Source organism: Methyloversatilis sp. (assembly GCF_030696805.1).
GTDB lineage: Bacteria > Pseudomonadota > Gammaproteobacteria > Burkholderiales > Rhodocyclaceae > Methyloversatilis.
The window spans coordinates 73,953-99,019 of the sequence record NZ_JAUYRO010000112.1 but is presented as its reverse complement, the minus strand read 5'-3'; the positions used below and the strand labels follow the sequence as shown (position 1 = coordinate 99,019).

The following is a 25,067-nucleotide window of genomic DNA, read 5'->3' as shown; positions in this document are numbered from 1 at the left end:
GCCCAAACCGGCGTCTCCCGCTTCGCATATGTGGCGCTTGCGTGCGCCGCCGTCCCCCGAACAGATTTCAGGAGTTTTTACGTGTCCGCCCATGCGCCCGCGCTGCTCGCACTCGCCGATGGATCCGTCTTTCACGGCAAAAGCATCGGAGCGGAAACGGTCACCACGGGCGAGGTGGTGTTCAACACCGCGATGACCGGCTATCAGGAAATCCTGACCGACCCGAGTTACACCCGCCAGATCGTCACGCTGACCTATCCGCATATCGGAAACACCGGCATCAACCATGAAGACGTTGAAGCAAGCCGCGTATTTGCCGCCGGTCTGGTCATCCGCGACCTGCCGCTGCGTTCGTCCAATTTCCGCAGTCACCAGACCCTGGATGCCTATCTGCGGGAGCAGGGCATTCCCGGCATCGCCAACATCGACACCCGCAAGCTGACCCGCGTGCTGCGCGAAAAGGGCGCGCAGAGCGGCTGTCTGATGGCCGGCAAGGTCGATGCGGCCGAGGCGGTCGCCCAGGCGAGGGCGTTCGCCGGCCTGTCCGGCATGGATCTGGCGAAAGTCGTCAGCGCCACCGAGCCTTACGAATGGACCGAGGGCGAGTGGCAGCTCGGTCGGGGTTTCGTGAAGCCGGTTGCCACCCCGCGCCATGTCGTGGCCTACGATTTCGGCGTCAAGCGGAACATACTGCGCATGCTTGCCAGCCGCGGCTGTCGGCTGACCGTGGTGCCGGCGCAAACGCCAGCCGCGGTGGTACTGGCGATGCAACCGGACGGCGTGTTCCTGTCGAACGGCCCGGGAGACCCGGAACCCTGCGATTACGCGATATCTGCCATCCGGACCTTCCTTGATCGCAAGATTCCGACCTTCGGCATCTGCCTCGGCCATCAGCTGATGGGCCTCGCCGCCGGTGCCAGAACGTCGAAGATGAAATTCGGCCACCATGGTGCGAACCATCCGGTGAAGGACAACGATTCCGGCCGTGTGCTGATCACCAGCCAGAATCACGGCTTTGCAGTGGATCCAGCGACGCTGCCGGCCAACGTGCGGGTCACCCATGTATCGCTGTTCGACGGCAGCCTGCAGGGCATGGCCTGGACCGACCGCCCGGCGTTCTGCTTTCAGGGCCACCCGGAAGCGAGCCCGGGGCCGCATGATGTTGCGTATCTGTTCGACCGTTTCGTAAAGATGATGGAGGAGGGGTCAGCGAAGAGGAGCTAGGGACTGGAGAGCATGCGGCGGCGATGCCGCCCCGACGTTTCCCCTAGACCCTGAACCCTCGCCCCTGGTCCCTCAAAGACAAATGCCAAAACGTACAGACATTCAATCCATCCTGATTATCGGCGCCGGCCCCATCGTTATCGGCCAGGCCTGTGAATTCGACTACTCCGGCGCCCAGGCGTGCAAGGCCCTGCGCGAAGAGGGTTACCGCGTCGTGCTGGTCAACAGCAACCCGGCGACCATCATGACCGATCCCGGCATGGCGGATGTGACCTACATCGAGCCCATCACGTGGCAGATAGTCGAAAAGATCATCGAAAAGGAGCGCCCCGATGCGCTGCTGCCGACCATGGGCGGTCAGACTGCGCTGAACTGTGCGCTCGATCTTGCCCGGCACGGCGTGCTCGACAAGTACAAGGTCGAACTTATCGGCGCCAAGCAGGAGGCGATCGACAAGGCCGAGGACCGCGAGAAGTTCAAGCGCGCGATGACCAAGATCGGTTTGGGCTCGGCCCGCTCCGGCATCGCCCACTCGCTGGAAGAAGCGCTGCAGGTGCAGGCCAGCATCGGCTTCCCCGCCATCATCCGCCCGTCCTTCACGATGGGCGGCAGCGGCGGTGGAATCGCTTACAACCACGAGGAATTCGTCGAAATCTGCAAGCGCGGGCTCGAGGCGTCACCGACCAGCGAACTGCTGATCGAGGAATCGCTGCTCGGCTGGAAGGAATTCGAGATGGAGGTTGTGCGCGACAGCGCCGACAACTGCATCATCGTGTGTTCGATCGAAAACCTCGATCCGATGGGCGTGCACACCGGCGACTCGATCACCGTGGCCCCCGCCCAGACGCTGACCGACCGCGAGTACCAGATCATGCGCAACGCGTCGATTGCCGTGCTGCGCGAAATCGGCGTCGATACCGGTGGATCGAATGTGCAGTTTTCGATCAATCCGGAAGACGGCCGGATGATCGTCATCGAAATGAACCCGCGCGTGTCGCGCTCGTCGGCCCTGGCGTCCAAGGCGACGGGTTTCCCGATCGCCAAGATAGCCGCCAAGCTGGCGGTGGGCTTCACGCTGGACGAGTTGCAGAACGACATCACCGGCGGCGCAACGCCGGCGTCCTTCGAGCCGTCGATCGACTATGTGGTCACGAAGATTCCGCGCTTCGCGTTCGAAAAGTTTCCGCAGGCCAATGATCGTCTGACCACGCAGATGAAGTCGGTCGGCGAAGTCATGGCCATGGGTCGCAGCTTCCAGGAGTCGATGCAGAAGGCGCTGCGCGGTCTGGAAGTCGGCGTTTATGGGTTCGACGAGATCGAAACCGACCCTGACGAGATGGAGCGGGAGCTTGCGCTGCCGGGCCCTAACCGCATCTGGTATGTCGGCCAGGCCTTCCGCAACGGCATGAGTCTCGACGCTGTGCATCAGCTGACCAAGATCGACCCGTGGTTCCTGGCTCAGATCGAAGACATCATCCTGACCGAGCGCGCCTTCTTCGGCCGCAGTCTGAAGAGCGTCGATGCCGCGACGATGCGCGACCTCAAACGCAAGGGCTTTGCCGATCGCCGTCTGGCCCGGCTGTTCCAGTGCGATGAAACGGCGCTGCGCCTGCACCGGCAGACGCTGGGCGTGCGGCCTGTGTACAAGCGGGTGGATACCTGTGCGGCAGAATTCGCGACCGATACCGCGTACATGTATTCGACCTATGAGGACGAATGTGAATCCAATCCGACGTCGGCGCGCAAGATCATGGTGCTCGGCGGAGGTCCGAACCGTATCGGTCAGGGCATCGAATTTGACTACTGCTGCGTGCACGCGGCGCTCGCACTGCGCGAGGATGGCTTCGAAACCATCATGGTCAATTGCAATCCGGAAACGGTATCAACCGACTACGACACCTCGGACCGGCTGTATTTCGAGCCGCTGACGCTGGAAGACGTGCTGGAAATCGTCTCCATCGAAAAGCCGGTGGGCGTCATCGTGCAGTTCGGCGGCCAGACGCCGCTGAAGCTGGCGCGTGACCTCGAAGCCAACGGCGTGCCCATCATCGGCACCAGCCCCGACATGATCGATGCCGCGGAAGACCGCGAACGCTTCCAGAAGCTGCTGCATGAACTGGGGCTCAGGCAGCCGCCGAACCGCACGGCGCGGGCCGAAGACCAGGCGGTGCGTCTGGCGGCCGAAATCGGCTACCCGCTGGTGGTGCGTCCGAGCTATGTGCTGGGCGGCCGGGCGATGGAAATCGTCCATCAGCAGTCCGACCTGGAGCGCTACATGCGCGAGGCGGTCAAGGTGAGCAACGACTCGCCGGTGCTGCTGGACCGCTTCCTGAATGATGCGACTGAAGTCGACGTCGATGCCTTTTCGGATGGCACCCAGGTGATCATTGGCGGCATCATGGAGCACATTGAACAGGCGGGCGTGCATTCGGGCGATTCCGCCTGCTCGCTGCCGCCGTTCTCGCTCACGCCTGAACTGTGCGACGAACTGCGTCGCCAGACCGAGCTGATGGCGCGCGGCCTGAACGTGGTCGGCCTGATGAATGTGCAGTTCGCGATCCAGCGAGATGCGTCGGGTGACACCGTCTATGTGCTGGAAGTGAATCCGCGTGCCTCGCGCACCGTCCCTTTCGTCTCGAAGGCCTGCGGCCTGCCGCTGGCCAAGATCGCAGCGCGCTGCATGGCCGGTCGTTCGCTGGCTGATCAGGGCGTGACGCGCGAAGTCGTGCCACCTTACTTCTCGGTCAAGGAAGCGGTGTTCCCCTTCGTCAAGTTCCCGGGTGTGGACACCATCCTGGGTCCGGAAATGAAATCGACCGGTGAAGTGATGGGCGTGGGTCGCACCTTCGGCGAGGCCTTCGTCAAAAGTCAATTGGCGGCTGGGGTGAAACTGCCGCGCAGCGGCAAGGCCTTCATTTCGGTACGTCCGGCCGACAAGCCCAAGGCGGTCGATGTGGCGCGCGAGTTGCACGAACTTGGCTTCACGCTGGCCGCCACACGCGGCACAGCGGCCGCGATTGCGGCCGCCGGTCTGCCGGTGACCGCCGTGAACAAGGTGAACGAAGGTCGCCCGCACATCGTCGACATGATCAAGAATGATGAAATCACTTTCATCGTGAATACCGTGGATGAAAAACGCAGTGCCATCAACGACTCGCGTTCCATCCGCACCAGCGCGCTCGCCAGCCGGGTGACCCTGTTCACGACGGTTGAAGGGGCGCGTGCCGCGTGTGCCGGCATGCGCATTTCCGAACTCGAAACTTACGCGCTGCAGGCCCTGCATGCGCAGATGGACTGACATGAGCGTACCTCTTACCGTGGCGGGTGCCGAAAAGCTGAAGCAGGAGTTGCACCGCCTGAAAACCGTCGATCGTCCGGGCGTCATCGCCGCGATTGCCGAAGCGCGCTCGCATGGCGACCTGTCCGAAAATGCCGAATACGACGCGGCGAAGGAACGTCAGGGCTTTGTCGAGGGGCGCATTCAGGAAATCGAAGGCAAACTGGCCAATGCGCTGGTCATCGATCCGAAGACGCTGGACGCGGAAGGCCGTGTGGTGTTCGGCGCAACCGTCGATCTGGAAGATGTCGAAGCCGGCAAGCCGGTCAGCTACCAGATCGTCGGGGACGATGAAGCCGACCTGAAGGCAGGCATGATTTCGGTGAATTCGCCGATTGCCCGTGCGCTGATCGGAAAGTACGCCGGCGATATGGCCGAGGTGCAGGCACCGGGCGGCGTGCGCGAGTATGAAATCGTGGATGTGCGCTACGTCTGAACGACCGCCGTCGCGGCCGGGTGACTACCGGCCGCGCGCCTTGAAGGTGCTTGCGGGTTTGGCGTTGCGCGCCACACCGCGTCGGCCGGCCACCGGCTTGGCTGGTTTGCTGCGGGTCGGTACCGGTTTGCCGGCCGATGGCTTGTCGCCCGCGTTGGCGCGCGTCTTGCGCACCGGTGCGGCAGGCGGTGCAGCCACCACATGTAGCGCAGGGTTCGGACGGTACAGCACGAGAATGTTTCCGATGCGCTGGATCGGTGCGGCGCCGAGTGCCTCGCAGGCTGCTGCCAGCCACGCGTCACGTTGTTCGCGCTCGGCGTCGAACACCCTCACCTTGATCAGTTCGTGCGAAGTCAGCGCGAGCTCGATTTCCTTCAGCACGGCGTCCGTCAGCCCGTTCTGGGCAATCATCACGACCGGTTTGAGCGGGTGGGCGCTTGCGCGCAGGGCGCGGCGTTCGTCAGGCGAAAGAGTCAACATGTACTTGATCCGTAAAGGCGCGCAAGTTTAAGTCATGGCAAAGAACAAAACCAGCCGCCAGTGGGTGCACGACCACATCAACGACCCTTACGTCAAGCAGGCGCAGGCGCAGGGCTATCGTTCGCGCGCCGCCTTCAAGCTGCTGCAGATCGACGAGCGCGACCGCTTGCTCGGCTCCGGCAAGGTGGTGGTCGATCTGGGCAGCACGCCCGGCGGCTGGTCGCAGGTCGCCGCAAAGAAGGTCCTGCCCGGCGGACGCGTCATCGCGCTCGACCTCCTGCCGATGGAGCCGGTGACCGGTGTTCATTTCATCCAGGGCGATTTCCGCGAGGACGACACGCTCGGCCAGTTGGTTTCGGCGCTGGACGGTCGGCCGGTCGGGCTTGTATTGTCGGATATGGCCCCCAACCTGACCGGTATAGCGTTGACCGACCAGGCCCGATCGATCCATCTGCTGGAACTGGCGCTGGAGTTTTCCCGTGAATACCTGAAGAGCGGCGGTGACATGCTCGTCAAGGTGTTCCAGGGCACCGGCTTCGACGCGCTGCGGCGTGACATGGAGCAGCTTTTCGAAACGGTGTCCGTGCGAAAACCCGACAGTTCGCGCGACCGCAGTGCAGAGGTGTATCTTCTGTGTCGCGGCAGGCGAGGCGAGCCATCTGCCTGAAAAGTCGTACCCAAACCCGGAACATAAAGCGCCTTGTCTGGTCTGTCTGTTGCTGCATTGATCCGGCCGGTTCCCCGGCCATCGTGATACTGAGGAACTGCCTTGAACAACATGTTCAAAAACCTAGCAATCTGGCTCGTGATCGGCATCGTGCTGATGACGGTTTTCAACCAGTTCAACCAGCGCCAGACTGCACAGGGCACTATCGAATACTCTGAATTCCTTGACGAAGTCAAGGCAGGGCGCATTGCGAAGGTTGAAATCCAGGGTCGGACGCTGAACGCGGCGACCGTGGATGGCAAGCGCATCACCTCCTACGCGCCGCCGCAGGACATCTGGCTGGTCAGCGATCTGCTGAAGAGCAATGTCAAGGTGGTCGCGAAGCCGGAGGAAGAGCAGAGCTTCCTGATGAGCATCTTCGTGTCGTGGTTCCCGATGCTGCTGCTGATCGGCGTCTGGATATTCTTCATGCGTCAGATGCAGGGTGGCGGCCGTGGTGGTGCATTCTCCTTCGGCAAGTCGAAGGCACGCATGCTGGACGAGTCGACGAACAGCATCACCTTCGCCGACGTCGCGGGCTGCGACGAAGCGAAGGAAGAAGTGGCCGAACTGGTCGAATTCCTGCGTGACCCGTCGAAGTTCCAGAAGCTGGGTGGCCGTATTCCGAAGGGCGTGTTGATGGTTGGCTCGCCGGGTACCGGCAAGACGCTGCTCGCTAAGGCGATTGCCGGCGAGGCGAAAGTGCCGTTCTTCTCGATTTCCGGTTCCGACTTCGTCGAAATGTTTGTCGGCGTGGGCGCGGCGCGCGTGCGCGACATGTTCGAACAGGCCAAGAAGCAGGCGCCCTGCATCATCTTCATCGACGAAATCGACGCGGTCGGTCGTCAGCGCGGCGCCGGCATGGGCGGCGGCAACGACGAACGCGAGCAGACGCTGAATCAGTTGCTGGTTGAAATGGATGGCTTCGAAGGGCAGACGGGCGTCATCGTGATCGCTGCGACCAATCGACCGGACGTGCTTGATCCTGCGCTGTTGCGCCCGGGTCGTTTCGACCGTCAGGTGGTGGTGCCGTTGCCGGACATCCGCGGTCGCGAACAGATTCTCGCGGTTCACATGCGCAAGGTGCCGCTGGCGCCCGACGTCAAGGCGGAAATCATCGCCCGCGGTACGCCGGGTTTTTCCGGCGCTGATCTGGCCAACCTGGTCAATGAAGCGGCGCTGTTCGCTGCGCGCGGCAACAAGCGCGTGGTCGACATGGAAGACTTCGAGCGCGCCAAGGACAAGATCATCATGGGCGCCGAGCGCCGCACGATGGTCATGGACGAGGAAGAGAAGCGCAACACCGCGTACCACGAGTCTGGTCACGCGGTGGTCGGCATGTTGCTTCCCAAGTGCGATCCGGTGCACAAGGTGACGATCATTCCGCGTGGCCGTGCCTTGGGTGTGACCATGTCGCTGCCCGAGAAAGACCGCTACAGCTACGACAAGGAATATTGCCTGCAACTTATTTCGATGATGCTGGCGGGTCGCATTGCCGAAGAAATCTTCATGCACCAGATGACCAACGGTGCGGCGAACGACTTCCAGCGTGCGACCGATCTGGCGCGCAGGATGGTGACGCAGTGGGGCATGTCGGATCTGATGGGCGCCATGGTGTATGGCGAGGAGGAGGGCGAGGTGTTCCTCGGCCGGTCGATGGCTACCCACCGCAACATGTCGGAAACGACCATGCAGCGGGTGGACGCCGAAATCCGCCGCATCATCGATGACCGTTACGCCGAAGCGCGACGCCTGCTCGAAGAGAACCGCGACAAGGTCGAGGCGATGACCCAGGCGCTGCTGGATTTCGAAACCATCGACGCCGATCAGATCGACGACGTGATGAACAGTCGCCCGGTGCGCCCGCCGAAGCCGACCTCACGTCCGCCGAAGCCGTCGGCCGACAGCAACACGCCGGGCGCTGCCCCGAGTGCCGCTGCACCGGCCTGATCGACGCTGATTGCTGGAATCCCGACCGGAGGCTTGATGCCTCCGGTTTTCTTTTGTGAGCGCCATGAACCTACCTTCCACCGCCCGAAGCTTCCTTTGCGGTGACTACCGCCTACCTCTCGACCGTCCGTTGATCATGGGCATCATCAACGCCACACCGGATTCCTTCTCGGGCGATGGCGTGGCCTTCGACGTCGGGCGGGCCATTGCCCAGGCGGAGCAATTCATCGCCGATGGGGCAGACGTGCTCGACATCGGGGGCGAGTCGACCCGTCCGGGGTCCGATCCCGTGTCGCTGGAGGAAGAGTTGCGGCGTGTCGTTCCGGTCATCGAAGCGCTGTCCGGTCTGGGCGTGCCACTGTCGATCGACAGCTGGAAACCGGAGGTGATGCGGGCCGCACTGGCGGCGGGTGCGTCGCTGGTCAATGACATCAATGGCCTGCGCGCTCCCGGCGCGCTTGACGTCGTCGCGGCGACCCATGCAGGCGTGTGCATCATGCACATGCAGGGCACTCCACAAACCATGCAGGTTTCGCCGAGTTATGCCGATGTATGCCGTGAAGTGACTGATTTCCTTCTGCAAAGCGCCCAGCGGGCGCAGGATGCAGGCGTCGACCGGTCACGGATCATGCTCGATCCGGGTTTCGGTTTCGGCAAGACCTCTGAGCACAACCTGGCGTTGCTCCAGGGACTGACCGAACTTTCCCGATGCGGTTACCCGTTGCTGGTCGGTCTGTCGCGCAAGTCCGTGCTCGGGCGGCTGACCGGTCGCCCGGTCACGGATCGAGTGGCTGCCAGTGTGGCGGCGGCGCTGGCTTCCGTTGCACGGGGTGCATGGATGGTGCGGGTACACGATGTGGCGGCGACGCGCGATGCGCTGGCCGTCTGGCAGGTCGCCGGGGTGTTCCCGGCGCGCCCCTCAGGAGAAAACTAGATGTCGAGACGTTATTTCGGTACCGATGGCGTGCGTGGCCGTGTCGGTCATGCGCCGATCACCCCCGATTTCGTGATGCGGTTGGGCTATGCGGCCGGACGCGTGCTGGTGGCGACCGAACATCTGCCGGCCGGCGAACACCCTGCCGTGCTGATCGGCAAGGACACGCGGGTGTCGGGCTACATGCTCGAAGCGGCACTTGAAGCAGGTTTTGCGGCAGCCGGCGTCGATACCATGCTTGCCAAGGTGGTGCCGACGCCAGCGGTCGCCTATCTGACGCGCGCGCTGCGCCTGCAGGCGGGCGTCGTGATCAGCGCGTCGCACAACCCGTTCGAAGATAACGGGATCAAGTTCTTCTCCGCGCGCGGCACCAAGTTGCCCGACGAGGTCGAACTGCAGATCGAGGCACTGCTCGACGAGCCGATGGGTTGCATGGAGTCGTCGCGACTGGGCAAGGCGCGCCGTATCGAGGATGCACCGGGTCGCTACATCGAATTCTGCAAAAGCACTTTCCCGACCGAACTCGACCTGCGCGGCCTGAAGATTGCGCTCGACTGCGCCCACGGTGCTGCGTATTCGATCGCGCCCAAGGTTTTCCACGAACTGGGTGCCGAAGTCGTCTGTGTGGGGTGCAGCCCGAACGGCATGAACATCAATGATGGTGTGGGGGCCACGGCGCCGGCATCGTTGTCCGAGGCGGTACGCACCTACGGCGCGGACATCGGCATCGCGCTGGATGGTGACGCCGATCGCCTGATGATGTGCGACGCCTCCGGCCGCATCTACGACGGCGACGAACTGTTGTACGTGATCGCCGGCCAGCGGCTGCGCGAAGGCCGGTTGAACGGTGTGGTCGGCACGCTGATGACCAATCTGGCGCTGGAACACGCACTGAACGAAATGGGCGTCGGGCTTGCGCGTGCCAAGGTCGGCGATCGCTACGTGCTGGAAACCCTGCACCGGCAGGGCTGGCGTCTGGGTGGCGAGAATTCGGGGCACATCATCGACCTTGATCGCCATACGACCGGTGATGGCATCGTCGCTGCACTGCAGGTGCTCGCGGCGCTGCGCTCGCAGGACATGAGTCTGGATCAGGCCTGCTCCAGGCTGACGCTCTACCCGCAAAAACTCGTCAATGTGAAGCTGCGCCCGGGATTCGACTGGTCCAAGGCACCCATCATCGATCAGACGCGCATCGAAGTCGAAGGTGAACTGGCCCAGCGAGGTCGTGTGCTGTTGCGTCCGTCGGGCACCGAGCCGTTGTTGCGCGTCATGGTCGAGGGGCAGGATGCGGCGGAGGTCGGTCGGCTTGCGACGCGACTGGCCGAAGTCGTCAAGTCGGCGATGGCTGCCTGACGGCACAGCGGTTTTCATTCGAAATGCCGCCTCCGCACCTGCGGGGCGGCATTTTCTTTTGCTGCACCGCTTTTGTGCGCGATGCCTGTCGCGTGTAGATTTCCGCCCTTCACCTCAGGGAGGGCACGACCATGCGCTTCGACACGCTCGCAATCCACGCCGGGTATTCGCCGGATCCGACCACCAAGGCGGTGGCGGTGCCGATCTATCAGACCACCAGCTACGCCTTCGACGACACCCAGCACGGGGCCGACCTGTTCGATCTCAAGGTCAAGGGCAATATCTACACCCGCATCATGAACCCGACCAGCGACGTGCTGGAGCAGCGCGTTGCCGCACTCGAAGGCGGCATCGGAGCACTGGCGCTGGCTTCCGGCCAGGCGGCGATCACCTACGCGATCATGACCATCGCCGAGGCCGGCGACAACATCGTCGCCACGTCGGCGCTGTATGGCGGCACCTACAACCTGTTCGCGCACACGCTGCCGCAGTACGGCATCGAGGTGCGCTTCGTCGATGCGGCCGATCCGGCCTCGGTGGCGGCGAAGATCGATGCGCGTACGAAAGCGGTGTTCTGTGAGTCGATCGGCAATCCACTCGGCAATGTGGTCGACTTCGCTGCCTTCGCCGACGTTGCGCACGGCGCTGGTGTGCCGCTGATCGTCGACAACACCGTGCCGTCGCCCTGGCTGACACGGCCGATCGAGCACGGCGCCGACATCGTCGTGCATTCACTGACCAAGTACATGGGCGGTCACGGCACCAGCCTCGGCGGCATCATCGTCGACGGTGGCCGTTTCCCATGGACCGAACACAAGGCGCGCTTTCGCCGGCTTAACGAGCCGGAAGTGAGCTATCACGGCGTGATCTACACCGAGGCGCTGGGGCCGGCGGCCTACATCGGCCGGGCACGCACGGTGCCGCTGCGCAATATGGGCGCCGCGATTTCGCCGTTCAACAGCTTCCTGATACTGCAGGGACTCGAAACACTGGGGCTGCGCATGGACCGCCACTGCGAAAACGCGACCGCAGTCGCCCGTCACCTCCAGTCGCATCCCAAGGTCGAATGGGTGAATTACGCCGGCCTGCCGGAGCACCCGAGCCATGGTCTGGTGCGGCGCTATTTCGGCGGCAAGGCGTCCGGTCTGCTCACCTTCGGCGTCAAGGGCGGTCGAGAGGCGGGAGCGCGCTTCCAGGACGCGCTGAAGCTGATCACCCGGCTGGTCAATATCGGCGACGCCAAATCACTGGCCTGCCATCCGGCATCGACCACCCACCGCCAGCTGTCGCCGGACGAGCTGAAGCGGGCCGGCGTGTCGGAAGACATGGTCCGCCTGTCGATCGGCATCGAGCACATCGACGACATCGTGGACGATCTGCAACAGGCGCTCCAGAACGTTTGACGATCGGCGAAAGGGCGGTTCGATCAATTGTTACACCTTCACATGGCTGTAACAAAGCCTTCATAGACTGCGCGGGTCGCATCGAAATCGATGACACCTTACGGAGATTACTGATGAACGTACGCAAGATCGCCACCCTGACCGCCGCCATTGGCGCCCTGTTCGCATCCAGCTCGGTGCTGGCCCAATCCCTGGTGAAGATCGACGGGTCCAGCACGGTGTTTCCGGTGTCTGAAGCAGTCGCCGAAGAATTCCAGAAGGCCCAGAAGGGCAAGATCCGCGTGACCGTGGGTGTGTCCGGTACGGGCGGCGGCTTCAAGAAATTCTGCCGCGGCGAAACCGATATTTCGAACGCCTCGCGTCCGATCCTGCAGAAGGAGATTGATGATTGCAAGGCAAATGGCGTCGAGTTCATCGAACTGCCGATTGCCTTCGATGCGCTGACCGTGGTGGTGAATCCGAAGAATGACTGGGTTGACAAGGGCGTTACCGTCAAGGAATTGAAGGCAATGTGGGAGCCGGCTGCCCAGGGCAAGATCACCAAGTGGAACCAGGTGAATGCGGCATATCCCGATCGCGCGCTCAAGCTGTTCGGCGCCGGTGCAGATTCCGGTACTTTTGACTATTTCACCGAAGCGGTGACCGGCAAGGCGAAGTCCAGCCGCGGCGATTTCACGGCGTCGGAAGACGACAACATCCTGGTGCAGGGCGTTTCGCGCGACATCAATGCGTTGGGTTTCTTCGGTTATGCGTATTACGAAGAAAACAAGGACAAGCTCAAGGCGGTGAAGATCATTGCCGACGGCGGCAAGGAAGCGGTCGGCCCGTCGATGGAAACCGTGCTCGATGGCTCCTACACGCCGCTGTCCCGCCCGATCATGATCTACATCAGCGCAAAATCGCTGGCCAAGCCGGAAGTTCGCGAGTTCGTGGATTTCTACAACAAGGAAGGCTCCAAGCTGATCCGCGAAGTCAAGTACGTGCCGCTCCCGGCCAAGGCGTATGAATACAACCTTCAGCAGGTTGCCAAGGGCGTCAAGGGCACCAAGTTCGGAGGCGAGAACAAGGTGGGCATCACGATCGAGCAGTTGATGGCGCTCGAAGCCAAGTAACAGCGGATGTAGCAGGCCCCGGAGATTGATCTTCGGGGCCTTCGTCGTTTCCATTCAGGTTGCGTCCAAGGAAGTTTCGATGAATTCAAGTGTCGCCATGGCTGGCATGCCACAGGCCCCGCTGGTGGTCAGCGATCGGCTCAAGAGAAAGCGATCCCGCCACCTGAAGGAACAGGTGATCGAGGCGATCCTGCTGTTTGCAGCGTTCGTTTCCGTTTTCACTACAGTGGCCATTCTTTACGTGCTCATTTCGGAATCGATCGCGTTTTTCGAAACAGTTCCACTGATCGACTTCCTGACGGATACGCAATGGACGCCTCTGTTCGAGGACGCCCACTACGGCATCCTGCCGCTGTTGTCAGGTACGCTGACAGTGGCTGGCGTAGGTCTTCTGGTGGCCATTCCTCTCGGTACCATCATCGCAATCTACCTGTCTGAATTCGCGTCGGTCACGGTGCGCGAGACGGTGAAGCCCTTCCTCGAAATGCTCGAGGGCGTGCCGACCATCGTCTATGGCTACTTTGCGCTGCTTTTCGTGACGCCGCTCCTGCAGAAAATATTTCCCGGGTTGCCGGGGTTCAACATGCTGTCTCCCGGCATCGTGATCGGCATCATGATCGTGCCCTATATCAGTTCGGTGACCGAAGATGCGATGCGCGCAGTGCCGATGGCCCTGCGGGAAGGCTCCTACGCGATGGGTGCAACGCGTTTCCAGACCGCAGTCCGGGTGGTGACGCCAGCGGCCATTTCCGGTATCGCCGCAGCCTACATTCTCGGTGTGTCTCGCGCAGTGGGCGAAACCATGGTGGTTGCCGTTGCGGCCGGCATGCAGCCGACCCTGACCTTCAATCCGATGGAGCCGGCGGCCACCATCACCGCCTACATCGTGCAGGTGGCACTGGGTGATCTGCCGCATGGATCGATCGGCTATCAGACCATTTTCGCAGCCGGTCTTACGCTGGTGCTGCTGACATTGCTGTTCAATGTGCTTGGCTACTGGATGCGCAAGAAGTACCGCGAGGCCTACTGACATGAACAATACAAACACGGACAAGCTTGCTCACATCCGGGCCATCATCCGTCGGCACAAGCGCTGGGACATGCTCTTCGGTGTGGTGGGTCTTTCGGCCATGATGCTGTGCGTACTGACCCTGGTCGCCCTGTTCGCGCAGATGACCATCGACGGCGCTCCGAGACTGTCGTGGGAGTTCCTGACCAACTTCCCGTCGAGGCGCTCCGGCGAGGCCGGCATATTGTCGGCCTGGGTGGGGACCTCGCTGGTCATGCTGGTGACGCTGGTCTCTGCCGTGCCCGTCGGCGTTGCGGCGGGCGTCTATCTGGAGGAGTACGCACGCAAGAACTGGGTGACCGACATCATAGAAATCAATGTGACCAATCTTGCCGGCGTGCCGTCCATCATCTATGGGCTGCTTGCGCTGGGCATCTTTGTGTACGGTTTCGGTTTCGGGCAGAGCATTCTGTCTGCAGGGCTCACGCTCGGGTTGCTCATTCTGCCGGTCGTCATCGTCGCCACCCGTGAGGCGATTCGCTCGATTCCCATACATATTCGGGAGGGGGCCTACGCCTGCGGCTGCACGACGTGGCAACTGGTGCGCGACCACATCATTCCTTATTCCGGTTCGGGCATCCTGACCGGCGTGATCATCGGTATGGCTCGCGCTATCGGAGAGACTGCGCCCATCATTACGATCGGAGCGCTCACGTTCATTGCCTTCCTGCCGACAGCACCCTTCACGGGTGATCCGCCGGCCGGTTTGTTCGATTGGCTCTTTGCGCCCTTTACCGTGATGCCCATCCAGATGTTCAACTGGGTATCGCGTCCGGATCCCACCTTCCATTACAACGCGGCCGCAGCCGGTTTCATCCTGGTGTTCATGACGCTTGCGATGAACGGACTGGCCATATGGCTGCGCTACCGGCTCCGCCGGAACATCAAGTGGTAAGCGCTGCCCGCCTTCCATTCAAGAACGAGACCCGAACATGAATACAGTGACCGAAGCAAAAACGGCCATCAAGGCGGAAGTGCGCGACCTCAGTTTCCACTATGGCGCGTTCAATGCCCTCAAGGGCATCAACATGCCGGTGCATGACAAGAAGGTCACCGCCCTGATCGGCCCGTCCGGATGCGGCAAGTCCACGTTGCTGCGTTGCTTCAACCGCATGCATGACCTTTACGCTGGCAATCGTTACGAGGGCGCCATCGTATTGAATCCGGACAACACCAATCTGCTCGACGCCGACGTCGATCCGATCGAGGTGCGCATGCGCATCAGCATGGTGTTCCAGAAGCCGAATCCTTTTCCGAAGTCGATCTATGAAAACGTGGCCTACGGCCTGCGTGTCCGCGGGGAAACACGGCGTTCGGTGATCGATGAGCGCGTCGAGCAGGCGCTGCACGACGCAGCATTGTGGGACGAAGTGAAGAATCGTCTGAATGAGATGGGCGCCAATCTGTCCGGCGGGCAGCAGCAGAGGCTGTGCATTGCGCGCGCACTGGCGACCGATCCGGAAATCATCCTGTTCGATGAGCCCACATCGGCGCTCGATCCGATTGCTACCGCGAGCATCGAGGAACTGGTGACCGAATTGAAGGACAAGGTGACCATCCTGATCGTGACGCACAACATGCAGCAGGCGGCGCGCGTCAGCGACTACACCGCCTACATGTTCATGGGCGAGCTGATGGAATTCGGACTGACCGACCAGATCTTCATCAAACCGCAGCGCAAGGAAACCGAGGACTACATCACCGGTCGATTCGGCTGACCTGCAGTCTTCCGACGTGCGAACCCCGGATTTTTGCGCGGCCATGCGCTAGAATCCGGGGTTTTGCTTTTGGCAGGTGACTGTGGCGGCGATGCGAACACTGGTCGTAGGCAACTGGAAGATGCATGGCTCGCAGGCGGCGAACGCCGACCTGCTCAAGGCCTTGAGCGATGCGCCCGACCCGGGCTTCCCGGTGGCGGTCTGCGTGCCGTTTCCCTATCTGCATCAGGCGGGTAACTTGCTTGAGGGTTCCTCGGTTGGCTGGGGCGCCCAGAATCTGAGCGAACATGCACAGTACGGCGCCTATACAGGCGAAGTGTCTGGTGCAATGTTGAAGGATTTCGACTGCCGATACGTGCTGGTCGGCCATTCCGAACGGCGTGCGTTGTATGGTGAGAGCGACGCGCTCGTCGCCGTCAAGACAGAAGCCGCGCTGGCATCCGGGCTGGTTCCGATCCTGTGTGTCGGCGAAACGCTGGAAGAGCGCGAGTGTGCCGTGACCGAGTCAGTGGTCGAGCGGCAGCTCACTGCAGTCCATCAGCGCATCGGAAGCGAAGCACTGGCGCGCTGCGTGATTGCCTATGAACCCGTATGGGCCATCGGCACTGGCGTGACGGCCACCCCGGCGCAGGCGCAGGCGGTGCATGCCTTCATTCGTGCGCGCCTTGACGCACTGTGCGGTGCGGCGGTCGCAGCGCGCACATCGATTCTTTACGGCGGCAGTGTCAAGCCGCAAAACGCAGCCGAACTTTTCAGCCAGCCTGATATTGACGGCGGTCTTATTGGCGGCGCGGCGCTGGTGGCGGGGGACTTCCTCGCCATCGTTGCAGCTGCTGCTGCATCCTGAGGTGATTTGATGGGCATCGTTTTTTCAGTCGTACTTTCGGTCCACGTTCTGGTCGGAATCGCCGTGATCGTTCTTGTGCTGTTGCAGCATGGAAAGGGCGCCGACATGGGGGCTGCGTTCGGCGGTGGTGCGTCGGGCAGCCTGTTCGGGTCGTCCGGTTCGGCCAACTTCCTCAGCCGTGCCACCGGCGCGCTGGCGGCAGTGTTTTTCTGCACCAGCCTGGGGTTGAGCTACATTGCGTCGAATCAGCCGCGCTCCGGTGCCAGTTCGGTCATCGATGCAGCCAAAGGTGTGACGGTTCCTGCCGTGCCGGCTGCGCCTCAGGCGCCCGAAGCGCAGAATCCCGATTCGAAGGCTGCCGATATCCCCAAGTAGGTTTCGGCTGATGTGAAACGCGCTATACTCCGCGCGTTTCACGCTGCAGTGCAACGTGATGCAGGGTCCATCCGCCCCTGCGTCGATGCCGGCCCCGGACTACTCACCGTGTCGCCGGAACAGTTTTTACGCATGAACAACCCGTCATGTTGATCGAATATTTCCCGGTCCTTCTGTTCATCCTGATCGGTGTCGCCTTCGGTTTCGTGCCGATGCTCGCCGGCAAGCTCGTCGGGCCCAGTCGTCCCGACCCCGAAAAGCTGTCCCCCTACGAATGTGGCTTCGAGGCGTTCGAAGATACGCGGATGAAGTTCGACGTCCGCTATTACCTCGTGGCCATTCTGTTCATCCTGTTTGACCTTGAAATCGCCTTCCTCTTCCCGTGGGCCATCGTGCTCGAAGAGATCGGCATGTTCGGTTTCGTGGCGATGATGATCTTTCTCGGCATCCTCGTTGTGGGGTTTGTCTATGAATGGAAGAAGGGCGCACTAGACTGGGAATGAACGCGCTGGCTGTTCTCCCGGTACTTGCAGTTTTTTCGACGGATTGAGCGATGAGCATTGAAGGTGTACTGCAGGAAGGCTTCGTCACGACGCAGCTGGACAAGCTGATCAACTGGACGCGCACAGGTTCGCTGTGGCCGATGACTTTCGGTCTGGCCTGCTGCGCCGTCGAAATGATGCAGGCCGGTGCGTCGCGTTACGACCTTGACCGTTTCGGCATCGTGTTCCGTCCCAGCCCGCGCCAGTCCGATCTGATGATCGTTGCCGGCACGCTGTGCAACAAGATGGCTCCGGCGCTGCGCCGTGTGTATGACCAGATGCCCGAGCCGCGCTGGGTTCTGTCGATGGGCTCCTGCGCCAACGGCGGCGGCTACTACCATTACTCGTATTCCGTGGTGCGCGGCTGTGATCGCATCGTGCCGGTGGATGTCTATGTGCCGGGCTGTCCTCCGACAGCCGAGGCGTTGATTTACGGTCTGGTGCAACTGCAGAACAAGATTCGTCGCACCAGCACGATCGCGCGTTGAACATCATGAGCTCACGGCTTGAATCCCTGCGCGAGTCTTTGCTCGCGCAGTACGGCGAACGCATCCGGACAACGACGTCCGCGCTCGGCGAACTCACACTGGAGGTCGGTTCCGCCGACTATCACGACATGGCGCTCGCGCTGCGCGACAACGCGGACGTGCCGTTCGAACAACTGATCGACCTGTGCGGCATCGACTATTCGACGCATGCGACGCGCTCGTCCGGTACGCGCTATGCAGTGGTGTGCCACCTGATGTCGGTGACCTCCAACCTGCGCCTGCGCCTGCGCGCGCTGATTCAGGACGAAGATTTCCCGGTGATCGCGTCGGTCAACGACGTCTGGCCCGCGGCCAACTGGTTCGAACGTGAAGCGTTCGACTTGTTCGGCATCATGTTCACCGGCCACGGCGACCTGCGCCGCCTGCTGACCGATTACGGTTTCGTCGGCCATCCGTTCCGCAAGGATTTCCCGATTTCCGGTCACGTCGAAATGCGCTACGACCCGGACCAGAAGCGCGTCATCTATCAGCCGGTCAGTATCGCGCCGCGCGAAGTCACGCCGCGCGTCGTGCGCGAAGAAAATTACGGGGACGTCGGTCATGGCTGAAATCCGCAACTACACGATGAATTTCGGACCGCAGCATCCGGCGGCCCACGGCGTGCTGCGCCTGGTGCTGGAACTCGACGGCGAAGTCGTGCAGCGTGCCGATCCGCATATTGGCCTGTTGCATCGCGGTACCGAAAAGCTGGCCGAAACGCGCACCTGGATCCAGAGCGTGCCGTACATGGACCGGCTCGACTACGTGTCGATGATGTGCAACGAGCATGCGTACTGCATGGCGATCGAGAAGCTGCTGCAGATCGAAGTGCCGGAACGTGCGCAGTACATCCGCGTCATGTTCGACGAAGTCACGCGCATCCTGAACCACCTGCTGTGGCTGGGCGCGCACGCACTCGACGTCGGCGCCATGACGGTGTTCCTGTACGCGTTCCGCGAGCGCGAAGACCTGATGGACGCCTACGAGGCCGTGTCCGGCGCGCGTCTGCATGCTGCCTACTACCGGCCGGGTGGCGTCTATCGCGATCTGCCGGATTCGATGCCGCAATATGAACTGAACAAGTTCAAGAATGCTGACGCCATCAAGCGACTGAACGAGAACCGCAGCGGTTCGATGCTCGACTTCCTGCAGGATTTCACCGACCGCTTCCCGCGCTACGTCGACGAGTACGAAACCCTGCTGACCGACAACCGCATCTGGAAGCAGCGCCTGGTCGACATCGGCATCGTGACGCCGGAACGTGCCAAGGCGCTTGGCTTCACCGGCCCGATGCTGCGCGGTTCGGGCATCGCCTGGGATCTGCGCAAGAAGCAGCCGTATGAAGTGTATGACCGGATGGACTTCGACATCCCCATCGGCACCAATGGCGACAGCTATGACCGCTACCTGGTGCGCATCGAGGAAATGCGTCAGTCGAACCGCATCATTCGTCAGTGCATCGACTGGCTGCGCGTCAATCCCGGCCCGGTCATCACTGACAACCACAAAGTGGCGCCGCCGTCGCGCGAAGCGATGAAGGGCAACATGGAAGAACTGATCCACCACTTCAAGTTGTTCACCGAAGGCATCCATGTGCCGGAAGGCGAATGCTATGCGGCGGTGGAACACCCGAAGGGCGAGTTCGGCATCTACGCGGTGTCCGACGGTGCGAACAAGCCCTACCGGCTGAAGATTCGCGCCCCCGGCTTCGCGCATCTGGCAGCGATGGACGAAATGTCGCGCGGCCACATGATTTCCGACGTGGTCGCCATCATCGGCACGATGGACATCGTGTTCGGCGAGATTGACCGGTAAGAGATCGATGAGTGATCGATGAGCATGGACAGAATGACTTTCACGCTGACTGAAGCGTCGTGCGCGGCAATAGACCGCGAGGTCGCGAAGTATCCCGAAGGCCAGGCCATTTCGGCCGTCATGGCCGGCCTGCGCATTGCGCAGGAACAGAACGGCTGGCTGTCGCCGGACGCGATCGAAGCGGTGGCGCAGCATCTGCGCATCCCGCCGATGGCGGCGATGGAAGTGGCGACCTTCTACAACATGTATGACGTGAAGCCGGTCGGCCGCTGGAAGGTCACCGTTTGCACCAATCTGCCCTGTGCGCTGTCCGGCGGCGAGCAGGCGGCCGAGTACGTGAAGGAAAAGCTCGGCATCGGCTTCAACGAAACCACGCCTGATGGCCGTTTCACGCTGAAGGAAGGCGAGTGCATGGGCGTCTGTGGTGACGCGCCGGCCATCATCGTCAACAACACGCGCCTGTGCAGCTGGATGACCTGCGAACGCATCGACGCCCTGCTGGACGAACTGAAATGAACGCCGCGACCGAACTGCCCGTGATTTTGCTTGCCGGCCTGGATGGCGACCGGACCTGGGGTCTGGCCGACTACGTGAGGCGTGGCGGTTACGCCGCCCTGCGCAAGATCCTCGAAACCGGCATGACGCAGGAACAGGTCATTGCCGAGGTCAAGAAGTCCGACCTGCGCGGCCGCGGTGGCGCAGGTTTCCCGACCGGACTGAAGTGGAGCTTCATGCCGCGCCAGTTCCCGATGGACAAATACGTCGTGTGCAATTCCGACGAAGGCGAACCGGGCACGTTCAAGGATCGCGACCTGCTGCGCTACAACCCGCACATGGTCATCGAGGGCATGATCATCGCCGGTTACGCGATGGGTTGCAGCCGCGGCTACAACTACATTCACGGCGAAGTGTGGACCTTGTACACCCGCTTCGAAGAGGCGCTGGCCGAAGCGCGCGCCGCAGGTTTCCTTGGCAAGGACATCATGGGCAAGGGCTTCGATTTCGAGCTGTTCGCCCACCACGGCTGGGGTGCCTACATCTGCGGCGAAGAAACCGCGCTGCTCGAATCGATCGAAGGCAAGAAGGGCCAGCCGCGCTTCAAGCCGCCGTTCCCCGCCAGTCACGGCCTGTACGGCAAGCCGACGACGATCAACAACACCGAAACCTTCGCGGCCATCCCGTGGATCATCGCCAATGGCGGCGAACAGTTCCTCGCGCTGGGCAAGCCGAACAACGGCGGCACCAAAATCTTTTCGGTGTCCGGACACGTCAATCGTCCGGGCGTGTACGAGATTCCGCTCGGCACGCCGTTCGCCACATTGCTCGACATGTGCGGCGGCATGCGCGGCGGGCGCAAGCTCAAGGCGGTCATTCCGGGCGGCTCATCGGCACCGGTGCTGCCGGCCGACGTCATGATGGACTGCACGATGGACTACGACGCCATCGCCAAGGCCGGCTCGATGCTTGGGTCAGGCGCGGTCATCGTGATCGACGAAAGCGCATGCATGGTGAAGTCGCTCGAGCGCCTGTCCTATTTCTATTTCGAGGAATCGTGCGGTCAGTGCACGCCGTGCCGCGAAGGCACCGGCTGGCTGTACCGCATGGTGCATCGCATCGAGCACGGTCAGGGCCGTCCGGACGACCTCGATGTACTCGACAACGTCGCCACCAATATCGCCGGCCGCACCATCTGTGCGCTGGGCGACGCGGCGGCGCTGCCGGTCAAGAGCTTCATCAAGCACTTCCGCTCCGAGTTCGAATATCACATCGAACACAAGCGCTGCCTCGTTCCGGTCGACGTGCAGCGCGAAGGCAGCCGTATCTACGTGGACCACGCAGCATGCTAGAGATCGAAATCGACGGCCAGAAACTGGAAGTACCGGACGGCAGCACGGTGATGGACGCCGCCAACCGTCTCGGCGTGCACATTCCGCATTTCTGCTATCACAAGAAACTGTCCATCGCGGCCAATTGCCGCATGTGCCTGGTGCAGGTCGAGCGCGCGCCCAAGCCGCTGCCGGCATGTGCCACGCCGGTCACCAATGGCATGAAGGTGCAGACGCATTCGGATCAGGCCATCACCGCCCAGAAGGGCGTCATGGAGTTCCTGCTGATCAACCACCCGCTCGACTGCCCGATCTGCGATCAGGGCGGCGAGTGCCAGCTGCAGGATCTGGCGGTCGGCTACGGTGCGTCGACGTCGCGCTATCAGGAAGAAAAGCGCGTCGTGTTCAACAAGAATCTCGGCCCGCTCATTTCGACCGACATGACGCGCTGCATCCACTGCACGCGGTGTGTGCGCTTCGGTCAGGAAATTGCCGGTGTCATGGAACTGGGCATGGTGAATCGCGGCGAGCATTCGGAAATCATGGCCTTCGTCGGCCACACGGTTGATTCCGAACTGTCCGGCAACATGATCGATCTGTGCCCGGTCGGCGCGCTCACATCCAAGCCGTTCCGCTACTCGGCCCGCACCTGGGAACTGTCCCGTCGCAAGACCGTGAGCCCGCATGACAGCCTCGGCACCAATCTGGTGGTGCAGGTCAAGCACGACCAGGTCATGCGCGTGCTGCCGCTTGAGAACGAAGAGGTCAATGAGTGCTGGATTTCGGATCGCGACCGCTTCTCGTATGAAGCCTTGAACGGCGATCAGCGTCTGACGAAACCGATGATCAAGCAGGATGGCCAGTGGTTGGAAGTTGACTGGCAGACTGCACTCGAATACGTCGCCAACGGTTTGCGCCGCGTGGCGCGTGACCACGGCGCCGGCAAGATTGGCGTGCTCGCGGCGCCGTACTCGACCACCGAAGAGCTTTACCTCGCCGGCCAGCTGGCACGCGGGCTGGGTGGCAACATCGATCACCGCTTGCGCCAGAGCGATTTTTCGCTCGACGGCAAGCTGTCCGGCGCACCGTGGCTGGGCATGAAGATCGCCGACGTGTCGAAGCTCGACGCAGCACTGGTGGTCGGCAGCTTCCTGCGCAAGGACCATCCGTTGATTGCCCAGCGTCTGCGTCAGGCCGCGCGCCACGGCACCAAAGTCAGCGCGCTGGGGGTTGATGGCAGCGAATGGTTGATGACGCTGCACGAACGCATCACCGTGGCGCCGGCTGCGCTGGCGGCGGAATTGGCCGCCCTGGTGCGGGCCGCAGCGCAGATCCGCAGCGTCGCCGTGCCAGGTGGTGTCGAAGCCGGCCCGGTGACGGAAGTCGGGCTGCGCATTGCGCAAAGCCTCATCGATGAAGGCGAGGGCGGTCGCGCGATTTTCCTCGGCTCGGTCGTGCAGCAGGCGACCAACGCCGCCGAATTGCATGCACTGGCGCAGGCACTTGCCGATATCACCGGCGCACGGTTCGGCTATCTGGTCGAGGCGGCCAACAGCGTGGGCGCGCAGGTGGTGGGGGCACAGTCGGGCCTGAGTGCGCACGACATGCTCGCGGCCGGGCTGCACGCCGTCGTGTTGCTCAATACCGAACCGGAAGTGGATTCGGCGAATCCGCCTGCGGCACTTGCGGCGCTGCAGGCAGCCGATACGGTGATCGTGATGTCGCCGTTCAGGACAGGTCTGGATTACGCCGACTGCCTGCTGCCGATTTCGCCCTTCACCGAAACCTCCGGCACCTATGTGAGTTGCGAAGGCCGCATCCAGAGCTTCCATGCCGTCGTGCGCCCCAGGGGCGACACCCGTCCGGCCTGGAAGGTGCTGCGTGTGCTGGGCAGCCTGCTCGAATTGCCGGGCTTCGATTTCGACACGTCGGAAGCCGTGCGTGACAAGGCGCTGTCCGGTGCAACCGGCTGGCTGCCCGACGCGGCACTGGGCAATGAAGCGTCCGGTATCAGCGTGACGAACGCGGCGCCTGCGACCGGGCTGCAGCGCGTTGCCGACTTCCCGATCTACCGCACTGACGCCACGGTGCGTCGTGCCCCGGCACTGGCTGCCGCCCGCGACTCGGCGGCACCGGTTGCCCGCATGCACAGCACGACGGCTGCGCAATTCGGTCTGGTGGCCGGAAAGCGGGTCCGCCTGCGCGGAGCAGCGTCGTCCTGCGAACTGGATCTGGCACTCGATGACACGGTGCCGGCGGATTGTGTCCGCGTCGCGGCCGGCTGGCCGCAGACGGCAACACTGGGCAGCCTGACCGGCACCCTTACAGCGGAGGCGGTGTAATGGATGCGCTGCTGCAACCCGTGCAGGACCTGCTCGGCGCCGCCTGGCTGCCGGTCTGGACGGTGGTCAAGATCTTCGCGATCATCCTGCCGCTGCTTGGCTGCGTCGCCTACCTGACGCTGGCCGAGCGCAAGATCATCGGCTGGATGCAGGTGCGCATCGGTCCGAACCGCGTCACCTTCTTCGGCATCAAGTTTCTCGGCGGTCTGGCGCAGCCGATCGCCGACGGCCTGAAGCTGCTGTTCAAGGAAATCGTGCTGCCGTCGGCATCGAGCAAGATGCTGTTCGTGCTTGCACCGGTGCTGGCCCTTGCGCCGTCGCTCGCGGCCTGGGCAGTGATCCCGTTCAGCGAAGGCATGGTGCTGGCCGACATCAACGCGGGCCTGCTCTACATCATGGCCATCACGTCGATGGGCGTGTACGGCGTCATCATCGCCGGCTGGGCGTCGAATTCGAAGTACGCTTTCCTCGGCAGCCTGCGTTCCGCCGCGCAGATCGTCAGCTATGAAATCGCGATGGGCTTCGCACTGGTGACCGTGCTGATGGTGTCGCAGAGCCTGAACCTGTCGGACATCGTACGCGGGCAGGGCGAGGGCATGTTCGCCGACATGGGGGTCGGCGTGCTGTCCTGGAACTGGCTGCCGCTGCTGCCGATGTTCGTCGTCTATTTCATCGCCGGCGTGGCGGAAACGAATCGCTCGCCGTTCGACGTCGTCGAGGGCGAGTCGGAAATCGTCGCCGGTCACATGATCGAATATTCGGGCATGGCGTTCGCGCTGTTCTTCCTGGCCGAATACGCGAACATGATCCTGATCGCCTGCCTCACGTCGATCATGTTTCTCGGTGGCTGGCTGTCGCCGGTGGGTTTCCTGCCTGACGGCTTCCTCTGGCTCGCCGCCAAGACCTCGTTCTGCCTGTTCTTCTTCCTGTGGCTGCGTGCGACCTTTCCGCGCTATCGCTACGACCAGATCATGCGTCTGGGCTGGAAGGTGTTCATTCCCGTCACCATCGTGTGGCTCGTGTTCATCGGCGGCTGGATGATGTCTCCGCTGTCGATCTGGAAGTGAA

23 protein-coding genes are annotated in these 25,067 nt (G+C 62.3%); 22 read left to right on the top strand and 1 reads right to left on the bottom strand.

The window, feature by feature from the left end; translation table 11 throughout:
- Positions 1-81 precede the first annotated feature (81 nt).
- The 3 genes from carA to greA all read left to right on the top strand — a co-directional run bounded on the left by carA (position 82) and on the right by greA (position 4,997).
- Positions 82-1,224: a glutamine-hydrolyzing carbamoyl-phosphate synthase small subunit gene (gene carA, locus Q8R75_RS18240; protein ID WP_305626307.1), complete on the top strand. Its 1,143-nt coding sequence runs from the start codon at positions 82-84 to the stop codon at positions 1,222-1,224.
- A gap of 82 nt (positions 1,225-1,306) precedes the next feature.
- A complete protein-coding gene (gene carB / locus Q8R75_RS18235; RefSeq protein ID WP_305611802.1) occupies positions 1,307-4,522 on the top strand; it encodes a carbamoyl-phosphate synthase large subunit in 3,216 nt (1,071 codons plus the stop codon).
- 1 nt (position 4,523) lies between these two features.
- A complete protein-coding gene (gene greA, locus Q8R75_RS18230; protein ID WP_305611801.1) occupies positions 4,524-4,997 on the top strand; it encodes a transcription elongation factor GreA in 474 nt (157 codons plus the stop codon).
- A 24-nt stretch (positions 4,998-5,021) separates the two neighbouring features.
- Here the strand turns inward: greA and Q8R75_RS18225 are convergent, their stop codons facing one another.
- Positions 5,022-5,477, bottom strand: coding sequence for a YhbY family RNA-binding protein (locus Q8R75_RS18225; protein ID WP_305611800.1), 456 nt, complete (start codon positions 5,475-5,477; stop codon positions 5,022-5,024).
- A gap of 34 nt (positions 5,478-5,511) precedes the next feature.
- Between Q8R75_RS18225 and Q8R75_RS18220 the strand changes: the two genes are divergently transcribed.
- From Q8R75_RS18220 to nuoH, 19 genes are all read left to right on the top strand, one after another.
- On the top strand, positions 5,512-6,144 hold the full coding sequence (locus Q8R75_RS18220) for an RlmE family RNA methyltransferase (protein WP_305611799.1): 633 nt from the start codon (positions 5,512-5,514) through the stop codon (positions 6,142-6,144).
- Between the two features lie 102 nt (positions 6,145-6,246).
- Positions 6,247-8,133 (top strand): ATP-dependent zinc metalloprotease FtsH, encoded by a 1,887-nt coding sequence (gene ftsH / locus Q8R75_RS18215; RefSeq protein WP_305611798.1) that lies wholly within the window; start codon positions 6,247-6,249, stop codon positions 8,131-8,133.
- A gap of 64 nt (positions 8,134-8,197) precedes the next feature.
- Entirely contained in the window at positions 8,198-9,067 is an 870-nt protein-coding gene (gene folP, locus Q8R75_RS18210) for a dihydropteroate synthase (protein WP_305611796.1), read from the top strand.
- Positions 9,068-10,423 carry a phosphoglucosamine mutase gene (gene glmM / locus Q8R75_RS18205; RefSeq protein WP_305611795.1) on the top strand — a complete coding sequence of 452 codons (1,356 nt, stop codon included), beginning with the start codon at positions 9,068-9,070 and terminating at the stop codon, positions 10,421-10,423. It begins immediately after the preceding gene.
- 131 nt (positions 10,424-10,554) lie between these two features.
- Positions 10,555-11,826, top strand: coding sequence for an aminotransferase class I/II-fold pyridoxal phosphate-dependent enzyme (locus tag Q8R75_RS18200; RefSeq protein ID WP_305611793.1), 1,272 nt, complete (start codon positions 10,555-10,557; stop codon positions 11,824-11,826).
- 113 nt (positions 11,827-11,939) lie between these two features.
- Complete coding sequence (locus Q8R75_RS18195) at positions 11,940-12,938, top strand: PstS family phosphate ABC transporter substrate-binding protein (protein ID WP_305611791.1); 999 nt, start codon at positions 11,940-11,942, stop codon at positions 12,936-12,938.
- Between the two features lie 97 nt (positions 12,939-13,035).
- The gene (pstC, locus tag Q8R75_RS18190) at positions 13,036-13,968 is read left to right on the top strand and encodes a phosphate ABC transporter permease subunit PstC (RefSeq protein WP_305611867.1); all 933 of its coding nucleotides are present in this window, start codon (positions 13,036-13,038) and stop codon (positions 13,966-13,968) included.
- 1 nt (position 13,969) lies between these two features.
- The gene (gene pstA, locus Q8R75_RS18185; protein ID WP_305611789.1) at positions 13,970-14,902 is read left to right on the top strand and encodes a phosphate ABC transporter permease PstA; all 933 of its coding nucleotides are present in this window, start codon (positions 13,970-13,972) and stop codon (positions 14,900-14,902) included.
- A 37-nt stretch (positions 14,903-14,939) separates the two neighbouring features.
- Entirely contained in the window at positions 14,940-15,725 is a 786-nt protein-coding gene (pstB, locus tag Q8R75_RS18180; protein WP_305611788.1) for a phosphate ABC transporter ATP-binding protein PstB, read from the top strand.
- A 91-nt stretch (positions 15,726-15,816) separates the two neighbouring features.
- Entirely contained in the window at positions 15,817-16,572 is a 756-nt protein-coding gene (gene tpiA / locus Q8R75_RS18175) for a triose-phosphate isomerase (RefSeq protein ID WP_305611787.1), read from the top strand.
- Positions 16,573-16,581: 9 nt separating this feature from the next.
- Complete coding sequence (gene secG, locus Q8R75_RS18170) at positions 16,582-16,947, top strand: preprotein translocase subunit SecG (RefSeq protein ID WP_305611786.1); 366 nt, start codon at positions 16,582-16,584, stop codon at positions 16,945-16,947.
- A 146-nt stretch (positions 16,948-17,093) separates the two neighbouring features.
- Positions 17,094-17,450, top strand: a complete 357-nt coding sequence (locus Q8R75_RS18165) for an NADH-quinone oxidoreductase subunit A (protein ID WP_069039991.1) — start codon at positions 17,094-17,096, stop codon at positions 17,448-17,450.
- Between the two features lie 50 nt (positions 17,451-17,500).
- On the top strand, positions 17,501-17,977 hold the full coding sequence (locus Q8R75_RS18160; RefSeq protein WP_018411439.1) for an NADH-quinone oxidoreductase subunit B: 477 nt from the start codon (positions 17,501-17,503) through the stop codon (positions 17,975-17,977).
- 5 nt (positions 17,978-17,982) lie between these two features.
- Positions 17,983-18,585 (top strand): NADH-quinone oxidoreductase subunit C, encoded by a 603-nt coding sequence (locus Q8R75_RS18155; RefSeq protein WP_305611784.1) that lies wholly within the window; start codon positions 17,983-17,985, stop codon positions 18,583-18,585.
- Complete coding sequence (locus Q8R75_RS18150; protein ID WP_305611783.1) at positions 18,578-19,831, top strand: NADH-quinone oxidoreductase subunit D; 1,254 nt, start codon at positions 18,578-18,580, stop codon at positions 19,829-19,831. Before Q8R75_RS18155 ends, Q8R75_RS18150 begins: the two co-directional genes overlap by 8 nt.
- A gap of 33 nt (positions 19,832-19,864) precedes the next feature.
- Entirely contained in the window at positions 19,865-20,347 is a 483-nt protein-coding gene (gene nuoE / locus Q8R75_RS18145) for an NADH-quinone oxidoreductase subunit NuoE (protein WP_305611866.1), read from the top strand.
- Complete coding sequence (gene nuoF, locus Q8R75_RS18140) at positions 20,344-21,678, top strand: NADH-quinone oxidoreductase subunit NuoF (RefSeq protein ID WP_305611782.1); 1,335 nt, start codon at positions 20,344-20,346, stop codon at positions 21,676-21,678. The genes nuoE and nuoF overlap by 4 nt, the downstream gene beginning before the upstream one ends.
- Entirely contained in the window at positions 21,672-23,999 is a 2,328-nt protein-coding gene (gene nuoG / locus Q8R75_RS18135) for an NADH-quinone oxidoreductase subunit NuoG (protein ID WP_305627045.1), read from the top strand. The genes nuoF and nuoG overlap by 7 nt, the downstream gene beginning before the upstream one ends.
- Complete coding sequence (gene nuoH / locus Q8R75_RS18130) at positions 23,999-25,066, top strand: NADH-quinone oxidoreductase subunit NuoH (RefSeq protein WP_305612756.1); 1,068 nt, start codon at positions 23,999-24,001, stop codon at positions 25,064-25,066. The genes nuoG and nuoH overlap by 1 nt, the downstream gene beginning before the upstream one ends.
- The last annotated feature ends 1 nt before the right edge of the window (position 25,067 follow it).